The organism is Bradyrhizobium sp. USDA 3262 (assembly GCF_054060035.1).
This window is the reverse complement of sequence record NZ_JBSSCT010000001.1, coordinates 3,612,608-3,628,526: the sequence shown is the minus strand read 5'-3', so window position 1 is coordinate 3,628,526 and position 15,919 is coordinate 3,612,608. Positions and strand designations below refer to the sequence as shown.

Genomic DNA, 15,919 nt, shown 5'->3' with positions numbered 1-15,919 from the left:
CTCAGGATTTTCTCCAGGGCTTCAGGCTATGGATTTCCCACCGCCCTTGTCCAGCCTTGCACGCGGCGCCCTGCAGCCAGCTCTCGGTGGCTCCATTGACGTAGCTGGCAAGGAAATCCCGGCACGTCTTGCCATCCTCGCCCGAATAGGCCTGGGCCAGCGGCGTCACCGAACCGCGCGCGCCGGTTTCCGGATTTTCCCAGGGCTGGCTGGAATCCTTGTCGCCCTTGGTCAACACGTCGGAGGCGGCATTGCGGGCGAAGGCGAGATCGCTGTCGGTCGGCATCACCGCATTGACCTGGGTCGGGCTGATCGAGCCCGTCACATCCTTGTCGTCGATCTTGGCGAAGGCGTCGCTGCGCGACAGGCTGCAGCCGCTTGCGCCGACGCCGATCAGGATCAATGTCACCATCGCGCTTGCGGGGTGGATCGCCGATAGGCCAACGCGCCCCCATGCCCTATATAGGGCTAGTAACGCGCTTTCAGACGCGGGCGGATGCAAATCGGGACTCCTGACATGACCGACACGACCTCCATCAAACACCCGACACCGTTAACATCGGGTGATTTCACCGCGGCGGAGGAGCCGTTCGCCCTGTTCGCCGAATGGTTTGCGGAGGCGGTCAAGTCCGAGCCGAACGATCCGAACGCGATGGCGCTTGCGACCGTCGATCCCGACGGCCTGCCCGACGTGCGGATGGTGCTGATGAAGGGCTTCGATGCCGACGGCTTCGTGTTCTACAGCCACATTGCGAGCGCCAAGGGCCGCGAATTGGCCGCAAATCCTAAGGCCGCTTTACTCTTCCACTGGAAATCGCTGCGCCGCCAGGTGCGCATCCGCGGACCGGTCACACCGGTGACCGATGCCGAGGCCGACGCCTATTTCGCCACCAGGCCGAAGCAGGCGCAGATCGGCGCCTGGGCCAGCAAGCAGTCGCAGCCGCTGGAGAGCCGCTTCGCCTTCGAGCAGGCGATCGCCAAGACCGGTGCGAAATACGTCATCGGCGAGGTGCCGCGGCCGCCGGGCTGGAGCGGCTGGCGGATCACGCCGCAGCGCTTCGAGTTCTGGCACGACCGCCCGTACCGCCTGCACGACCGCATCGAATTCCGCCGCGACGGCGCCGGCAGCGCCTGGTCGAAGGTGCGGCTCTATCCCTGAAAGCTGCGACCGTCGTGGCCGGGCGAAAGCGCGAAGCGTGTCTTCGTGTAAGATGACCCCGGCCATCGACGTCTTGATCCCAAGTCATCTCAAGTCGTTCGAAGGCGTGGATGCCCGGCACGCCGCCGCGTATGACGAAAACGAAAGAAACCGTCGATGCCCCACCCATCCAATGCACCGCGGCGCACGCTGCTCCTGACCGGCGCAAGCCGCGGCATCGGCCATGCCACCGCGATCCGGTTCTCGTCCGCCGGCTGGCGCGTCATCACGCTGTCGCGGCATGCGTTTCCCGAGGTCTGCCCGTGGGGCGCCGGGCCGGAAGATCACATCGAGGTCGACCTCGGCAGCCATGACGACACCGTGCGCGCGATCTCCGAGATCCGCAGGCGGCTCGAGAACGATGAACTGCACGCGCTGGTCAACAACGCCGCGATCTCGCCGAAGGCTGCGGGCGGCGGCCGGCTCGGCACCATGGACACCGACATCGAGACCTGGACCCACGTTTTCCACGTCAACTTCTTCGCGCCGATCATGATCGCGCGCGGGCTGCTCGAGGAGTTGAAACACGCCAAGGGCGCGGTGGTGAACGTCACCTCGATCGCCGGCTCGCGCGTGCATCCGTTTGCCGGCGCGGCCTATGCGACGTCGAAGGCCGCGCTCGCGGCGCTGACGCGCGAGATGGCATCGGACTTCGGCCGCGTCGGCGTCCGCGTCAACGCGATCGCGCCGGGCGAGATCGATACCTCGATCCTGTCGCCGGGCACCGAGAAGATCGTCGACCAGCAGATCCCGATGCATCGCCTGGGCACGCCGGACGAGGTCGCCAAGATCATCTACGTTCTCTGCACGGAAACCAGCTCTTACGTGAACGGTGCGGAGATCCACATCAACGGTGGTCAGCACGTCTGAAGCTGGGAAGAGCCGTATTTCGGGGAAGGAAGTTTTGAGGCGATCCCGGCCGCCGCCGCGGCCGTCATTGGGATTGCTTCACTTGCAGGCGTAACAAACGCAAACGAGGCTTCTGCCTCCGAGGCTTCGGCCTCTAGTCTGCGTAGAACCGACGCGACTTCTTCTCGGGCTGCCGCAGCGCGACGTCATTCAGCGCGCTGGAGCATTCGTCTTCGTCCTCGCCATCCAGCAACGCAGCGCCACAGTAACGGCAAAGTGTCGGCGAGATCGCCTGCACCTTGCCTGCTGCGCGGTCCTGTTGATAGCGCGCAAAGTCGATGACGTTACGCCGTGGCGTTATGATCTTCTCAACCATTGCTGTCCTCCGGCTTCGAGGCGGGCGTTATCGCAGACAAGTTTCGCCCAAACGTTCAGCGCAACGCTCAAATTTTAGCAGAGGAAATAAGGCAGAAAGCGCGTCCCAAAACGCGACGTGTGGAACCGGTTTACAGCCACTTCTTCCACTTGAAGATCCAGTACGGCACAACGGCCGCAATCAGCATCAGCACCAGTGCATACGGATAGCCGTGCGCCCACTCGAGTTCCGGCATGATCTTGAAATTCATGCCGTAGATCGAGGCAATCAGCGTCGGCGGCATCAGCACCACCGCCATCACCGAGAACAGCTTGATGATGTTGTTCTGTTCCAGATTGACCACGCCGAGCATGGCGTCGAGCACGAAGGTGATCTTGTTGGAGAGATAGGAGGCGTGGTCGGTCAGTGAGGCCACGTCACGCTGCATGGTCTTGAGCTGCTCGCGCATGTCCTTGGACCATTTCACGCCCTCGACCACCGCGGAGAGGAAGGTGACGAGGCGGCCGATCGAGACCAGGCTTTCGCGAACCTTCGAGGTCAGGTCGCCCTTGCGGCCGATCGCGATCAGGATCTGCGAATATTGCTTGGCGTGACCGTGGCGCTCGCTCTCCGGCTCGAAGATGTCGTGGGACACCTGGTCGATATCGGCTCCGCAGCGCTCCAGGAGATCGGCGCAACGGTCGATCACAGCGTCCAGCAGTTCCATCAGCACCTGCTCGCCGGTGATGCCGGGAGCACAGGCGCGCGCCAGCTTGTTCTCGACCAGCGCGAAAGGTTTCGGCAAGTCGTAGCGTACCGTGACCAGGCGATGGCTGGTCAGGATGAAGGTGACCGCCGTGGTACGCGGCATGTCGGTGTCGGACTGGCACATCAGCGTCGCGGTCATGTAGCGGGCGCTGTTCTCGATATAGAGACGGCTGGAGATCTCGATCTCCTGCATGTCTTCCCGGGTCGGCACCGCGATCCCCGCGAGCTTCTCGACCGCCCGGTCCTCCTCCACCGTCGGATTCACCAGATCGACCCAGACCGCTCCCTCGGGCAGCGCGCCGAGATCGGTCGCGGTGGCCTTCTTGAGCGAAAACTCGGACGGAACGAACACCGACAGCATCACGAACTCCACGAAACAGGGCTGGCAGGACCCGCCGACTTAGCGCGATTCTGGGGGGCGCTTCATGACCGGGGCATTAACCGGGCATCCATACTTGTGGCGGCCAGGCGGCAGTGACGTGGCGCCGACTCGTCGACCGTTGCCTGTTTGCACAAAAACCAACCCGGCGCCAGAACAGTTGCGGCAAAAAAGCCACAGACGACGTCCCGCGATGCGGGAAAGGCATCTAAAGTCTGGGAATAATGGCGCGTTTCAGCAATACTGCCCTCATGGAATCGTGGCGTTTGGGGCGTAATAGTGGCGCTTTCGGGCGCAGATTTTCGATTGGAATGTAATCATGTCGTCGCTCAAAGTTACCTTCGGGATTCTGGCCGCGGGCCTGATGTTGTCAGGCTGCATGCAGGCCACAACCTATGAGGCAACCAATACCTCGAACTTCAAGCCGCGTGACAAGGAACTCCTGGCCAAGACCACCTACGTCAAGACGCCGGTGGCTGAACCGTTCCGCCGCGCCATCGTCGAGTATCACCGCAAGGAAGCCCCCGGCTCGATCGTGGTCGATTCCGACAACCATTACCTCTATTACGTGCTGAACGACGGCAAGGCGATCCGGTACGGCATCACCGTCGGCGAGGAAGCCATGGCCTGGTCCGGCATCGCCAAGGTCGGCAGCATGACCGAATGGCCGGCCTGGCACCCGACCCCCGGCGAAATCTCGCGCCTCGGCGTCCCGACCTTCGTGGCCCCGGGCCCGGACAATCCGATGGGCTCGCGCGCGATGTATCTCTATTCGGGCGGCAAGGACACGCTGTTCCGCATCCACGGCACCAACCAGCCGGAATATATCGGCGCGTCGATCTCCTCGGGCTGCATCCGCATGACCAACGAGGACGTCATCGACCTCTACAACCGGGTCAAGCTCGGCACCATCGTCGTGGTGCTGGAGCCAAAGCACGGCGACTCGCCCTACAAGCCGCAGATGGCGCTGCAGGGCGGCGGCGGCACGACCTACTGATCCCATCGCAATCGCGATCAAAAGCGCCGGCTTTGCCGGCGCTTTTTTGTTGGCTGCGGCTTGGTCTCGGCGCTGCGGTCAGGCGCAGCCGCATCATCTGATTTTGTGCCGTCCGGCTTCTTGCCGGCGTCAGCTCTGGATGCGTCCGTCTTCGCTCCGTCGGATTTGGCGGCGACCTCGCGCGGCGGCGCCTCTTCGGGGCGCTCGGCCGGCAACAGCGGCGCGACTTGCGGCAGCGGGTCGTCCACGTTCCACTGGCAGATCCGGTAATTGTTGCGACGCTCGATCAGGTCGAGATGGATGTGGTCCTCGTGGTACCAGTCCGAACCCGGCCCGAGCACCGTGGAGAAGCGGGCGCAGACCGAGTGCAGCACCGTCTCGCGCAAGGCCCGCGGTACGCTGCGGTCAGTCAGCGAGATCGACTTGCCGTTGGCGAGACCGAGGGCGCGCACGTCAAGCGCATTGGCGCGGCCGTGCTCGGAGAGCTGCGCTCCGGCCACCCGATTGCGGCCGCGGCATTCGAACGAGTCGAAATTGTCGAGATTGCTGATCCCGCCGCCGAGGCTCTGCGCGAGCGGCGCGATATCGGTGCGGACCCAGTCGACGACCGCAGCGGCCATCTTGCAGCGGAGGATCGCCGCGGGCTTGACCGCGACCTTGCGCTTGTCCGGCAGCACGATCGCCTCGAGCCGCACCAGATCCTCGCCGCCGCAGCCCCCGGCGCCGTGAATATCCGGAATGCTCGGGGCGACCGCGATCTCCTCGGTCAACGCCTGCCGGCAGGCCGACAGCTGCGGTGCGGCCGGCTCGGCGGGCCTCGCAGCCTCAGTAGGCGCGGCCGGAGACTGCGTCTCGGCCGCGGGCGGCTCGGGCTCGGTTGCCGCCGGCGCCTGCGCCGGGCGCGGCTTCGGCAGCGGCACCACTGAGCGGCGGACTGCCTTGTGCGGCCTTTGCGGCCGGGTACCGAACAGATCGTCCCACGGAAAGCTGGGCGCGCGGCGGGCGGCCTCGGCGGGGCCTGCTTGCATGCCAAGGCAAAGCAGCAGGGCGGCGGCGGTAACCATTGCCGCGCCCCCGCGACGAAACGCGCCAACAGGCCATTTTCGGCTTGCTTTCTCCGCGCTAAAGTTCATGTCAGTTCCATGATTTTACTGCCGGCCGTCCAAGATGCCGGCGGATCATGCGTGAGGATCGAGGAGGGATTTGCGTATGCTTGGTTTGATGCAAGATTGGCCCTTGCTGTGTCACAAGATTATTGAGCACGCCGCCAAATATCACGGCACGCAGGAAGTCGTGACGCGGTCGGTCGAAGGCCCCATTCATCGCACCACCTACGCCCAAATCCACGCCCGCGCACTGAAGGTCTCGCAGAGCCTGGAACGCGACGGCATCAAGCTCGGCGACCGCGTCGCCACCATCGCCTGGAACACCTGGCGCCACCTCGAGGTCTGGTACGGCATCATGGGGATCGGCGCGATCTGCCATACGGTCAATCCGCGCCTGTTTCCGGAGCAGATCGCCTGGATCGTCAACCACGCCCAGGACCGCATCGTCATCACCGACCTCACCTTCGTTCCGGTGCTGGAGAAGATCGCAGGCCAGCTGCCGAGCGTCGAGCGCTACGTGGTGCTGACCGACAAGGCGCACATGCCGCAGACCACGCTGAAGAACGCGGTCGCCTATGAGGACTGGATCGCGGCATCCGACGGCAAGTTCGAGTGGAAGACCTTCGACGAGAACACCGCGGCGGCGATGTGCTACACCTCCGGCACGACGGGCGATCCCAAGGGTGTACTTTATTCGCACCGCTCCAACGTGTTGCACGCGCTGATGGCCAACTCGAAGGACGCGCTCGGCACCTCCGCATCGGACACAATGCTTCCGGTGGTCCCCTTGTTCCATGCCAACAGCTGGGGCATCGCCTTCTCCGCGCCGTCGATGGGCACCAAGCTCGTGATGCCGGGCCCGAAGCTCGACGGCGCCTCGGTGTACGAGTTGCTGTCGACCGAGAAGGTCACGCACACCGCCGGCGTGCCGACGGTGTGGCTGATGCTGCTGCAATACATGGCCGCCAACAACGTCAAGCTGCCGGATCTGCAGATGGTGATCTGCGGCGGGTCGGCGATGCCGCGCTCGATGATCAAGGCGTTCCTCGACATGGGCAGCCAGGTGCGCCACGCCTGGGGCATGACCGAGATGAGCCCGCTCGGCACGCTGGCGACGCTGAAGCCGCCGTTCACCGAGCGCACCGGCGAGGAGCGGCTCGACATCCTGCAGACCCAGGGCTATCCGCCGTTCGGCGTCGAGATGAAGATCACCGACGATGCCGGCAAGGAGCTGCCGTGGGACGGCAAGACCTTCGGCCGTCTCAAGGTCTCGGGCCCGGCGATCGCCAAGGCCTATTTCCGGGTCGACAGCAACATCCTCGACGGTGCCGGCTATTTCGACACCGGCGACGTCTCGACGATGGACGAGCACGGCTACATGCGGATCACCGACCGCTCCAAGGACGTGATCAAGTCCGGCGGCGAATGGATCTCCTCGATCGATCTCGAGAACCTCGCGATCGGCCATCCGGCGGTCGCGGAAGCCGCCGTGATCGGCGTCCATCACCCCAAATGGGATGAGCGGCCGCTGCTGATCGTGCAGCTCAAGCAGGGCCAGAGCGCCACGCGCGAGGACATCCTGAAGTTCATGGACGGCAAGATCGCCAAATGGTGGATGCCCGACGACGTCGCCTTCGTCGACGGCATTCCGCACACCGCGACCGGCAAGATCCTGAAAACGGCGCTGCGCGACCAGTTCAAGGACTACACGTTCCCGACCGCCGCGGCGTGACGCAACACGAGAAATCGTAGCCCGGATGGAGCGAAGCGCAATCCGGGGTTCGGCGATCGACGGAAGGACCTGCCCCGGATTTCGCGGAGCCTGTCATCGGGCGCGCGTTCGCGCGACCCGTTGGCACCTCCGGGCTACACAATTGCTGCGGCGTGAACGATCCGGGTTGACGCCGCAGCCCGGCATGAGCGTGAAGCGCATCTTCGGCCAGATGGCGCGGGCATGACGGCCCATCCAAGGCGCTTCAACGCCCAAATCCCTTGAATTCGCCGCAGGTCCGTGGTCTCACACGACTGATCGCGGCGGCCGAGGTCGCCTGAGGACATCTCAACCGGCAGATTTTTCGACGATGGCGCGCAGGTTTTCCGCTCCCTACCAGCAGGAGCCCGTGTCCGGTCTCGCCACCTGGTCGCGCAACCTTGCCATCTTCTCCGTCGTCGCGGTGGTGGTCTCGATCCTGATCGTCCGCTTCGGGTTCCTGGAGGTCAAACCGGCGCTGGCGACCTTCTTCGGCGCGCTGGGCCTGGCCGGCCTGTCGATCCTGCTTGGGCTGGCCGCCTTTGCCGCGATCTGGCAGAACGGCACCCGCGGCATGGGCCGGATCCTGCTCGCGCTGCTGATCGACGCGGCGATCCTCGCCTACCCGGCCTACCTCATCTATCAGTACCGCAAGCTGCCGCGGATCTACGACGTCACCACCGACGCGATCGACCCGCCGAGGTTCGAGGCGCTGGCGCGGCTGCGCACCGGGGAAGGCACCAACCCTGCCGCCTATGCCGGCCTCTATTCGGCCGAGAAGCAGCGCGCGGCCTATCCCGATATCGAAACCGTCGAGCTCGAAACCCCGGTCGACCGCGCCTATGAGCTGACGCTGCGGCTGGTGAACCGCCGCAAATGGCTCGTCATCGACGCGCGCGCGCCGCAGCCGCCGCGCCGCATCGGCCGCATCGAGGCGGTGGCGCGGACGCCGATCATGGGTTTCCGCGAGGACGTCTCGATCCGGGTCACGCCTGACGACGAGGACTCCCGCGTCGATATCCGTTCGGCATCGCGCTATTTCGACACCGATCTCGGCAGCAACGCCGCCCGCGTCAAGAAGCTGATCGAGGATCTCAACAGCGCCGCCGAGAACGACAATTCCAAGCCGGCGAAGAAGGCCGCTCCTGTCGCGCCAAAGGCGCCGCCGGCGAAAACGGTAAAGAAATAGCGCCTACGCCATCCGGTACGTCCCGCCGATCACCGGATCGCCGTCGGTCGCCACGATGCCGCGCGCGACGAGGTCCTCCAGATGCGCCAGCACCGAATAGCCGGCGGCATTGGCGAGGCGCGGATCGAGCCCGATATAGATCGCCCGCACCATGGTCGGGATATCGGCCTCGCCCTTGCCGAGGCGATGCAGGATCGATGCCTCGCGCGCCCGGCGATGCCGCGCGAGGAAACGGACGTAGCGCGGGCCTTCCGGAATCTCCGGGCCGTGGCCGGAGAAATAAAGCTGCTCGGGCCGCTGCTCCAGCCGCTCCAGCGAGGCCATGTAATCGATCATCGAGCCGTCGGGCGGCGCCACGATCGAGGTCGACCAGCCCATCACATGGTCGCCGACGAAATTGATGCTGCGCTCGGTCCAGGCGAACGCCAGGTGATTGGCGGTGTGGCCGGGGGTGGCGACCGCCTCCAGCGCAAAGCCCGCCCCCTCGATGACGTCGCCGTGCTTGACCTGCACATCGGGCCGGAAATCGCGGTCGGCGCCGGATTCCGGATTGTGCTTCTCGCTCTCGAAGCGCGGGCGCGAGGCGCGGTGCGGTCCCTCGGCATAAACCGGCGCGCCGGTCGCGGCCTTGATCCGCGGCGTGTTCGGCGAATGGTCGCGATGGGTATGGGTGACCAGGATATGCGTCACGGTCTCGCCCTTGACCGCATCGAGCATCGCCTTGGCATGCGCCTCGTCGTCGGGACCGGGATCGATGATCGCGACCTTGCCCTCGCCGACGATGTAGCTGACCGTGCCGGTGAAGGTGAACGGGCTCGGATTGTTGCAGAGGACACGGCGAACGCCGGGGCGGACCTGTTCGACCACGCCGGGCTTCAGCGGGAAATCGCGGTTGAACGGGATGTCGTCGTTGTCGGCCATGGGGATTTTCTCTGCATCGTCATTCCGGGGCAGCCCGACAGGGCTGAACCCGGAATCTCGAGATTCCGAGTTCGATGCTGACGTATCGCCCCGGAATGACTGTGAAAGGATTTACGAGAACGCCTGGATGCCGGTGATCGCGCGGCCGAGGATCAGCGCATGGACGTCGTGCGTGCCCTCATAAGTGTTCACCGTCTCGAGGTTCGCGGCGTGACGCATCACGTGATACTCGATCTGGATGCCGTTGCCGCCGTGCATGTCGCGCGCCATACGGGCGATGTCGAGCGACTTGCCGCAATTGTTGCGCTTGACGATCGAGATCATCTCGGGGGCCATCTTGCCCTCGTCCATCAGGCGGCCGACGCGCAACGAGGCCTGCAGGCCGAGCGCGATCTCGGTTTCCATGTCGGCGAGCTTCTTCTGCACCAGCTGGGTGGCGGCGAGCGGCCGGCCAAACTGCTTGCGGTCGAGCGTGTATTGCCGCGCGCGGTGCATGCAGTCCTCGGCAGCGCCCAGTGCGCCCCAGGAGATGCCGTAGCGGGCGCGATTGAGGCAGCCGAACGGACCCTTGAGGCCGGAGACGTTGGGCAGCAGCGCGCTTTCCGGCACCACCACATTGTCGAGCACGATCTCGCCAGTGATCGAGGCGCGCAGCGAGAGCTTGCCGCCGACCTTCGGCGCCGACAGGCCCTTCATGCCCTTCTCGAGGATGAAGCCGCGGATCTGGTTGTCGTGCGCAGCCGACTTGGCCCACACCACGAACACGTCGGCGATCGGCGCGTTCGAGATCCACATCTTGGCGCCGTTGAGCTTGTAGCCGTCAGCGACCTTCTCGGCGCGGGTCTTCATGCCGCCGGGATCGGAACCGGCATCCGGCTCGGTCAGGCCGAAGCAGCCGACCCATTCCCCGGTCGCGAGCTTGGGCAGATATTTCTTGCGCTGGTTTTCGTCGCCATAGGCGTAGATCGGATACATCACCAGCGACGACTGCACCGAGTTCATCGAGCGATAGCCGCTATCGACGCGCTCGATCTCGCGCGCCACGAGGCCATAGGCCACGTAGCTCGCATTGGCGCAGCCATACTCCTCGGGCAGCGTCACGCCGATCAGGCCGAGCTCGCCCATTTCGTTGAAAATCTCGCGGTCGGTTTTCTCTTCCAGATAGGCCTTGGTGACCCGCGGCAGCAGCTTGTCCTGCGCATAGGCTCGCGCCGTGTCGCGGATCAGGCGCTCGTCTTCGGTGAGCTGGTCGTCGAGCAGGAACGGATCATCCCACTGGAAGCTGGCGGCAGCCGGCTTGTCCTTGGCCTGGGGGCGCACGCTCATGAAACATCCTTTCGCATCGTCTATCGGAAATTGGCGGATAAATTAAAGCGCTATGCTGCGAAGCGCAATTGGTGATCCTCTCACCGTCATTCCGGGGCGATGCGTCAGCATCGAACCCGGAATCTCGAGATTCCCCGGAATAACAGCGCTAGCTCTCCAGCTTCTCGTTCGACACGATCTCGATGCCGAAACCGGACAATCCCTTGTAGTCGTGCACCGACGAAGTCAGGTGCCGGATCGAGGTGACGCCGAGATCGCGCAGGATCTGTGCCCCGACGCCGACCTCGCGCCACTGCCTGTGGCGATCGGCCTCCGCCGTCTTCTGCTCGCCGACCGGCTCGACCGGAACACCGGCGGCACCATCGCGCAGATAAACCAGCACGCCGCGGCCGGCGTCCTTGAAGTGCCGCAACACGGCTTCCATGCGCGCCGGCCCGGTGAACAGGTCTTTCACGATGTTGGGCTTGTGCAGCCGCGTCAGCACGTCCCGGCCGTCGCCGATGCCGTTATAGACGAAGGCGGCATGCATAATCTCGTCGAACGGCGAGCGATAGGCATAGCCCTGCAGCGGACCGATCGGGCTTTCGGTGGTGAAGGTCGCGACCCGCTCGATCAGCTTCTCGCGCGCCTGGCGATAGGCGATCATGTCCGCGATCGTGACATGCTTGAGCTTATGGGCGGCGGCGAATTTCGCGACCTGCTCGCCCTTCATCACGGTTCCATCGTCGTTCATCAGCTCGCTGATGACGCCGACCGGCGGCAGGCCCGAGAGCCGGCACAGATCGACCGCCGCCTCGGTGTGGCCGGAGCGCAGGAGCACGCCGCCGTCGCGCGCGATCAGCGGGAAGATGTGGCCGGGGCGCGCAAAATCATTGGCGCCGGCATTGGGATTGGCGAGCGCGCGGCAGCAGGAGGCGCGTTCCTCGGCCGAGATGCCGGTGCCGCCATCGGGCTTGTAGTCGATCGAGACCGTGAAGGCGGTGGTGTGGTTGGACTCGTTATGCGCCACCATCGGGTCGAGCCGCAGCCGGCGGGCGTCCTCGGTGGTGATCGGTGCGCAGACGATGCCGGAGGTGTGGCGGATGATGAAGGCCATCTTCTCCGCCGTGCAGAACGACGCCGCGACGATCAGATCGCCCTCGCCTTCCCGATCGTCATCGTCGGTGACGACGACGAGTTCACCCTTCGCAAAGGCTTGCAGCACTTCCTGGATCGTATCGGCCATTGTCCTGACATCTCGCTATATGCAGGCAGTGGATTAGCCGGGTTCCGATGTCAGCGCCAGTATCATTATGCAACCCGCCATGCATCCGGCAGGCATACCAGGAGCCCGTAGCCCGGATGGAGCGAAGCGCAATCCGGGATATCCCCGCGTGCAAAGTCCCCGGATTTCGCTTCGCTCCATCCGGGCTACGTAGATTTTCCGCATCATGCTCGCCCTATGGCAGCACCTCGCGCCGGTCGCTGAGCTGGACATCCAGCTCGGCGCGCTTGTCGTCGAGCAGGCCGGCGTCGGCCGCCTCGATCACCGAATAGAGCTCGCCGGCGTCGCTGAGCCGGGTCACCGTCACGTAGTCGGCGCCGGCGCTGTAGAGGTCGTCAACGCCGGTCAGGAGGTCCGCGGTGGCAACGATCCGCGCGGTCGGATTGAGGGCGCGGACGTGGCGCACCAGCTTCTCATTGTCGGCGCCGACCAAGAGGAAGTCCGGCACGCTCAGGATGATGATCTCGGCCTTGCCGATGCCGGCATGAACCAGGGTGTCGACATTGCTGATGTCGCCATAGATCACGTGCATGCCGCGGTCGGACAGCGTGCGGAACACCAGCGGGTTGAAATCGATGACGCTGATCTGCTCGAGCAACGACTGGTTCTGCCGCTCGATCTGGCTGATCAGCGCGCTCGCCGCGCGGAAAAAGCCGAGGATGACGATGCGCCGGATCTCGCCATGTCCGCCCTCCTGCCCGGCCTCGCCGCGGCCCTGGCCTTCCTGGTCGAGGTCGCGCAGCCCGATCCGCTTCAACGGACCGATCAGGCCGCGCACGATTTGGTCGCTGCGCCCCATCGCGAAGGTCGAGAGCACCGCCAGCACCACGAAGGCGAACGAGACCGCACTCGCGGTTTCGGTTCCGATGTGGTTGGCGGCGACACCGGTCTGGATCACCACTAGCGAGAACTCGGAGATCTGCGCCAGGTTGATCGCCGGCAGCAGGCTGGCGCGCAGGCCCTGCTTCATCAGGTAGAGCGGCGTGAACGTCGTGATCAGGCGGCTCGCCACCGTGAAGGCCGCGATGACGAGCGCAAGCCAGATCACCGAGAGGCCCGGAATCGGGATCGTCATGCCGAGCGCGACAAAGAACAGGGTGATGAAGAAATCCCGCAGCGTCGTGACCTTGGCGGTGACGTCGAGCGCGTAGGGAAAGGTCGAGATCGAGACGCCGGCGACCAGCGAACCCATCTCGCGCGACAGATGCAGCCGCTCGGCGATCTCGCCGATCAGGAAGCACCAGGCGAGCGCGCCGAGCAGCACGAGCTCGGGCCGCCGCGCGATCTGGTGGAACAGCCGCGGCAGCACGTAGCGGCTCAGCACCAGCGCGGTTGCGACCAGCACCGCGACGCGGGCAATCGACAGCAGCACGACACTGATCTGCAGATTGTCCAGGCTCGGCTGCACCGCCAGGAACAGGATCGCGAAGATGTCCTGCAGCACCAGCACGCCGAGCGTGATGCGGCCCGGCAGCGTATCCAGCTCGCGCTTCTCGTAGAGCACCTTGACGATGATCACGGTCGAGGACAGCGCGCAGGCGACGCAGAGATAAATCGCGTCGAACTTGCCGCCGCCGACCGCAAGCCCGATAGCGGCAAAGAACGCCACGCCGATCAGACAGCCGCCGATCAGCTCGCCGGCACCGGCGAACAGGATGACCTTGCCGGCACGGATGATCTTCTTGAGGTCGATTTCCAGCCCGATCATGAACAGCATGAAGATCAGGCCGAGCTCGGAGATGACGCTGATCGATTCCTGGGACTTGACCCAGCCCATGCCGAATGGACCAATGAAAAAGCCGGCGATAAGGTACGCCAGTATCAGCGGTTGCCGGGAGAAGTGGGCCAACAGCCCGATCCCCCAAGCAAAGAGAATACAGAGCGTGATATCGGGAATCAGTTCATGCATGCGTCAAAGACTTCCTGTTGCCGCAACCTAGAGGGCCGGGCGTGAGGATCAACCGAGCAATGTGTCACATCCGCGCAGGCGGCATTTTTCTCGCAGTTTTGCTCTGCCTGCTCACCGTGCGCATGTCAGAGGCGCTAGCACAATCCCCCGGAAGTATTGAACAAAATTTCGCGAACTCGTTGACGGCGGTGCCATCGGAGGGCCTCACCGCCTCCGGTGCATTCTACGTGCCGGTGTATTCCAGCGTGTCGATGAGCCAGGGCAAGCTCAGGGCCGATTTTTCGGTGACGCTCAGCGTGCACAACGCCTCCGAGACGAAGCCGCTGGTGCTGAAGCGGATCGCCTATTTCGACACATCAGGCAAGATGGTGGAGAGCTACCTCAAATCGCCGGTCGCGCTAAAACCGTTTGCGACCGTCGAGGTCGCGATCGCCACGACCGATACCCGCGGCGGCACCGGTGCGAATTTCGTGGTCGATTGGGCGGCCGCCGGCGACATCGCGGAACCGGCGGTCGAGGCCCTGATGGTCGGCAGTGTCGGCGCGGGGCACTACGCCTTCGTCAGCCAGGGCCGGCCGATCCGCCTGGTCGGCAAGAACTAACCTCATGGAAGGCCGCTTGCCGCGGCCTTCTCAACGATAACAACACGGAGCGAAACATCCATGTCCACCTCAGCCCAGTTCGACTTTGCACCGCTGCTCCCGGCCGGCCTGCCTGCGCCGGCCGCACGCTGGACCGGGCTCGCCAAATACAGCTTCGTCGGCGGCAACAACGATCCCGACCAGGTCCCGGTCGACGGGCTGCTGGAGGCGGTCAACGCCGTGTTGAAGCGCGAGGGCAGGAATCTCGCGACCTACAATCTCGCGCACGGGCCGCAGGGCTATCTGCCGCTGCGCCATTTCCTGACCGAGAAGCTGAAGCGCGACGCCGGGATCGCCTGCACGGCGGACGAGATCATGATCGTCTCCGGCTCGCTGCAGGCGCTCGACCTGGTCAATCACACATTGCTCGCCAAGGGCGATACCGTGCTGATCGAGCAGGAAACCTATCAGGGTTCGCTGAACCGGCTGACACGGCTCGGCGTCAATGCGGTCGGCATTCCCCTCGATGGCGATGGCATAAGGATCGATGCGCTCGCCGCGGCGCTCGCCGATCACAAGCGGCGCGGCATCACACCGAAATACATCTACACCATCCCGACGGTGCAGAACCCGACCGGCTCGATCCTTCCCGAGAGCCGCCGCGCCGAGATGCTGAAGCTGTCAAGGGAATACGGCGTGCCGATCTTCGAGGACGATTGCTATGCCGATTTGATCTGGAGCGGCGAACGGCCGCCGGCGATCTATGCCATGAGCAAGCATGGCGGCGTGATTCATATCGGCTCGTTCTCCAAATCGATCGCGCCTGCGCTGCGGGTCGGCTTCATCGTCGCGCCCTGGGAGATCATGTCGCGAATGCTGCCGCTGAAGACCGACGCCGGCTCCGGCGCGCTGGAGCAGATGGTGCTCGCGGAATATTGCGCGCCGCATTTTTCGACCCACGTGCCGCGCCTGACCAAGGGCCTGCGCGCCAAGCTCGACACGCTGATGGAGGCGCTGAACGAGCAGTTCGGCACCGCGGCCGAGTTCGAGGCGCCCAAGGGCGGCATCTTCCTCTGGGTCAAGCTGCCCGACAATGTCGACACGCTGAAGCTTTATCAGGCGGCGCTTGCCGCCGGCGTCTCGATCAATCCGGGACCGGAATGGTCGACCAGCAAGGCCCATTCCGGCAGCCGGCTCCGCCTCTGCTTCGCCAGCCCCTCGCACGAGCAGATCCGCGAGGGCGTTGCCGTGCTGGCGGAGGTATGCCGCAAGGAGTTCGGCGTGCCGGCGCGCAGCAGCAATGTGGAGAAGCGCGGCTAGCTGTTTC

At 64.6% G+C, this 15,919-nt stretch carries 15 protein-coding genes; 7 read left to right on the top strand and 8 right to left on the bottom strand.

What is annotated here, in order from left to right; translation table 11 throughout:
- Window position 1: 1 nt before the first annotated feature.
- A complete protein-coding gene (locus ACVWYP_RS16690) occupies window positions 2–412 on the bottom strand; it encodes an RT0821/Lpp0805 family surface protein (RefSeq protein ID WP_369525567.1) in 411 nt (136 codons plus the stop codon).
- A gap of 105 nt (window positions 413–517) precedes the next feature.
- Between ACVWYP_RS16690 and pdxH the strand changes: the two genes are divergently transcribed.
- Together pdxH and ACVWYP_RS16680 are read left to right on the top strand one after the other, a co-directional pair.
- Window positions 518–1,159 carry a pyridoxamine 5'-phosphate oxidase gene (pdxH, locus tag ACVWYP_RS16685; protein ID WP_018270355.1) on the top strand — a complete coding sequence of 214 codons (642 nt, stop codon included), beginning with the start codon at window positions 518–520 and terminating at the stop codon, window positions 1,157–1,159.
- Between the two features lie 156 nt (window positions 1,160–1,315).
- Window positions 1,316–2,068, top strand: a complete 753-nt coding sequence (locus ACVWYP_RS16680; protein WP_028339516.1) for an SDR family NAD(P)-dependent oxidoreductase — start codon at window positions 1,316–1,318, stop codon at window positions 2,066–2,068.
- Window positions 2,069–2,201: 133 nt separating this feature from the next.
- Here the strand turns inward: ACVWYP_RS16680 and ACVWYP_RS16675 are convergent, their stop codons facing one another.
- Together ACVWYP_RS16675 and ACVWYP_RS16670 are read right to left on the bottom strand one after the other, a co-directional pair.
- Window positions 2,202–2,423 (bottom strand): hypothetical protein, encoded by a 222-nt coding sequence (locus ACVWYP_RS16675; RefSeq protein WP_063607063.1) that lies wholly within the window; start codon window positions 2,421–2,423, stop codon window positions 2,202–2,204.
- A gap of 130 nt (window positions 2,424–2,553) precedes the next feature.
- On the bottom strand, window positions 2,554–3,531 hold the full coding sequence (locus tag ACVWYP_RS16670) for a magnesium transporter CorA family protein (RefSeq protein WP_304499071.1): 978 nt from the start codon (window positions 3,529–3,531) through the stop codon (window positions 2,554–2,556).
- 337 nt (window positions 3,532–3,868) lie between these two features.
- Here ACVWYP_RS16670 and ACVWYP_RS16665 point away from each other — a divergent pair, with 337 nt between their 5' ends.
- Complete coding sequence (locus tag ACVWYP_RS16665; protein WP_028339518.1) at window positions 3,869–4,546, top strand: L,D-transpeptidase; 678 nt, start codon at window positions 3,869–3,871, stop codon at window positions 4,544–4,546.
- 17 nt (window positions 4,547–4,563) lie between these two features.
- Here the strand turns inward: ACVWYP_RS16665 and ACVWYP_RS16660 are convergent, their stop codons facing one another.
- Window positions 4,564–5,679, bottom strand: coding sequence for an extensin family protein (locus ACVWYP_RS16660; protein WP_453946118.1), 1,116 nt, complete (start codon window positions 5,677–5,679; stop codon window positions 4,564–4,566).
- A 76-nt stretch (window positions 5,680–5,755) separates the two neighbouring features.
- Between ACVWYP_RS16660 and ACVWYP_RS16655 the strand changes: the two genes are divergently transcribed.
- On the top strand, window positions 5,756–7,384 hold the full coding sequence (locus tag ACVWYP_RS16655; RefSeq protein ID WP_028339520.1) for a fatty-acid--CoA ligase: 1,629 nt from the start codon (window positions 5,756–5,758) through the stop codon (window positions 7,382–7,384).
- Between the two features lie 349 nt (window positions 7,385–7,733).
- Complete coding sequence (locus ACVWYP_RS16650; RefSeq protein ID WP_304499070.1) at window positions 7,734–8,591, top strand: DUF1499 domain-containing protein; 858 nt, start codon at window positions 7,734–7,736, stop codon at window positions 8,589–8,591.
- Between the two features lie 3 nt (window positions 8,592–8,594).
- On the opposite strand, the gene ACVWYP_RS16645 is transcribed toward ACVWYP_RS16650, so the two are convergent.
- The 4 genes from ACVWYP_RS16645 to ACVWYP_RS16630 all read right to left on the bottom strand — a co-directional run bounded on the left by ACVWYP_RS16645 (window position 8,595) and on the right by ACVWYP_RS16630 (window position 14,011).
- Complete coding sequence (locus ACVWYP_RS16645) at window positions 8,595–9,512, bottom strand: MBL fold metallo-hydrolase (RefSeq protein WP_304499069.1); 918 nt, start codon at window positions 9,510–9,512, stop codon at window positions 8,595–8,597.
- A 111-nt stretch (window positions 9,513–9,623) separates the two neighbouring features.
- The gene (locus tag ACVWYP_RS16640) at window positions 9,624–10,838 is read right to left on the bottom strand and encodes an acyl-CoA dehydrogenase (RefSeq protein WP_028334515.1); all 1,215 of its coding nucleotides are present in this window, start codon (window positions 10,836–10,838) and stop codon (window positions 9,624–9,626) included.
- Between the two features lie 148 nt (window positions 10,839–10,986).
- Window positions 10,987–12,063: a 3,4-dihydroxy-2-butanone-4-phosphate synthase gene (gene ribB, locus ACVWYP_RS16635; RefSeq protein WP_028339523.1), complete on the bottom strand. Its 1,077-nt coding sequence runs from the start codon at window positions 12,061–12,063 to the stop codon at window positions 10,987–10,989.
- A 214-nt stretch (window positions 12,064–12,277) separates the two neighbouring features.
- A complete protein-coding gene (locus tag ACVWYP_RS16630) occupies window positions 12,278–14,011 on the bottom strand; it encodes a cation:proton antiporter (protein ID WP_304499068.1) in 1,734 nt (577 codons plus the stop codon).
- 59 nt (window positions 14,012–14,070) lie between these two features.
- Here ACVWYP_RS16630 and ACVWYP_RS16625 point away from each other — a divergent pair, with 59 nt between their 5' ends.
- Window positions 14,071–14,613: a DUF3124 domain-containing protein gene (locus ACVWYP_RS16625; RefSeq protein ID WP_411780962.1), complete on the top strand. Its 543-nt coding sequence runs from the start codon at window positions 14,071–14,073 to the stop codon at window positions 14,611–14,613.
- Between the two features lie 60 nt (window positions 14,614–14,673).
- Window positions 14,674–15,912, top strand: coding sequence for an aminotransferase-like domain-containing protein (locus ACVWYP_RS16620; RefSeq protein ID WP_304499067.1), 1,239 nt, complete (start codon window positions 14,674–14,676; stop codon window positions 15,910–15,912).
- The last annotated feature ends 7 nt before the right edge of the window (window positions 15,913–15,919 follow it).